This is a genomic window from Mucilaginibacter sp. (genome assembly GCF_036383575.1).
Classification (GTDB): Bacteria; Bacteroidota; Bacteroidia; order Sphingobacteriales; family Sphingobacteriaceae; genus Mucilaginibacter.
Genome location: NZ_DASVOB010000480.1, coordinates 1 through 1,769 on the forward strand (window position 1 = coordinate 1; position 1,769 = coordinate 1,769).

Sequence of the window (1,769 nt, forward strand, 5' to 3'; positions counted from 1 at the left end):
ATGTGATGAGCCAGTTGCTTGAATACCACTGGCCGGGTAATGTGCGTGAGTTGGAGCATTTTATTGAACGCAGTATCTTGCTAACCGATGGCCCGATAATAAAAGATGCTTACCTACCCAAATTACAGGGAAAAAAAGAAAGCCCTGCTTATGCCGAAATAGCGACCGACAGATTGAAAACCATTGATGAGCATGCCCGCGATCACATTTTGGATGTGTTGAAACGCTGCAATGGCAAAATAAGTGGCAAGGACGGTGCTGCATCCAAATTAGGTTTGCCGCCATCAACCCTGCACTCAAAAATGCAAAAGCTTGGTATCAAAAAGTGGGAGTGAAGCCCTTGTTAATAGTGTTTATTCTGGTAATTAAGGCTTAAGAGAATGAGAGGCGGTATCATCAATCAAATTGACCATCCCTTGTGTTGTGTTACCTATGAATTGAAATTTAGCCGATAATATTTATACAAAAGGGGGTTAACATGTTTTTTGGAAGAAAAGTACTTAATTTGTTGATTGTTAGTTATGTATGTAAATGTTAACCCTGAATTGTGTTAACCCTGTTAACCCCCCTTTGTTGATAGGCTAATGATATTGGCGTTTACGCTCAATACTTTATCATTTTGATAATTTGCATCTCCCAAAATGATAAAGGGAAATTTATTGGGGTACTGTCAATAGTTGTTTATGAGCTATTGCGGATGATCTTGAGGTTTTTGGCACAGGTTTAGTTTACTATCGGCTTTTAAATAAAGTTAAAAGCCATGACAACATTTTATATCATACTTAAAATAACCTCTTTATTAGCGGTTATCATTCTTTCTATCTCCGGTCCCAAAAAGAAAAAAGTATTACCCAAAACTGAAATGAGCGGGCTTGCAGTAAACCCTGACGGTTACCTGGAGGACTTTAAAAATAACCCTGAATACCATCAGCCGGTTGAATAATTATCAAAATAACTTGTTTTGAAAATAGAAGCCTTTCATTTTGATAGGCTTTTTTTATGTCCTGATCCTTCGATGAAAACTAAAATCTTCATTTACACGGCCTAAACCTATAAATGGTATAAGTGTGCCACAACGGGCATTCTTTTGGCATTGGGGTATGTACAGTTATTCAACAAATCCGTGCTGATAGCTGAAATAAACATATAAAATGGAAGATGAACGAATTATTGTAAGGCCGGCTATTCCGGCCGACGTAGTGTTCGCCGATGAAATTATCAGGGAAATGGAAAGTTCGGCCATAGCAAGGGGCTCGGGTATTTCCAAAAGATCGGCAGCCTCAGTAATAGAAAAGATCGACACCGGCAAAGCCATAGTTGCCGTAACGGAAAATGGCGAATGGGTAGGTTTCTCCTATGTCGAAACCTGGGACGACGGAAAATTTGTATCCAACAGCGGCCTTATCGTATCACCGCAGCACCGTAACCACGGTGTAGCCTCTGAAATTAAGGACAGCATTTTCAACCTTTCGCGCAGCAAATACCCAACCGCAAAAATATTCAGCATTACATCCGGCCTGGCCATTATGAAAATGAATACCCGCCTTGGCTTTGAGCCCGTAACCTATGCCGAAGTAGCACGCGAACCTCGTTTTTGGGATGCCTGCAAAAGCTGTGTAAACTACGATGTACTGCAAAGTAAAAATCGTTGCAATTGCTTGTGTACCGCCATGTTATTTGATCCTCAACTAAACTAATCAATCATGATGAAAACATTGAATGAGCAGCCCGTTACTTCCTTAGTTGGGCACACGATGCCTTTAAACCCG

At 40.5% G+C, this 1,769-nt stretch carries 3 protein-coding genes; all 3 read left to right on the forward strand.

What is annotated here, in order from left to right:
- Positions 1–335: helix-turn-helix domain-containing protein (locus VF500_RS17245; protein ID WP_330860870.1), on the forward strand; the 335-nt coding region annotated here is incomplete at its 5' end.
- A 425-nt stretch (positions 336–760) separates the two neighbouring features.
- Positions 761–943: a hypothetical protein gene (locus VF500_RS17250; protein ID WP_330860871.1), complete on the forward strand. Its 183-nt coding sequence runs from the start codon at positions 761–763 to the stop codon at positions 941–943.
- A 208-nt stretch (positions 944–1,151) separates the two neighbouring features.
- Positions 1,152–1,697 carry a GNAT family N-acetyltransferase gene (locus VF500_RS17255; protein WP_330860872.1) on the forward strand — a complete coding sequence of 182 codons (546 nt, stop codon included), beginning with the start codon at positions 1,152–1,154 and terminating at the stop codon, positions 1,695–1,697.
- Positions 1,698–1,769: the final 72 nt, after the last annotated feature.

What these genes read in the sequence shown, in the direction of transcription:
- VF500_RS17250 (WP_330860871.1), top strand. Translation starts at nt 761, where the DNA reads ATGACAACATTTTATATCATACTTAAAATAACCTCTTTATTAGCGGTT.
- VF500_RS17255 (WP_330860872.1), top strand. Translation starts at nt 1,152, where the DNA reads ATGGAAGATGAACGAATTATTGTAAGGCCGGCTATTCCGGCCGACGTA.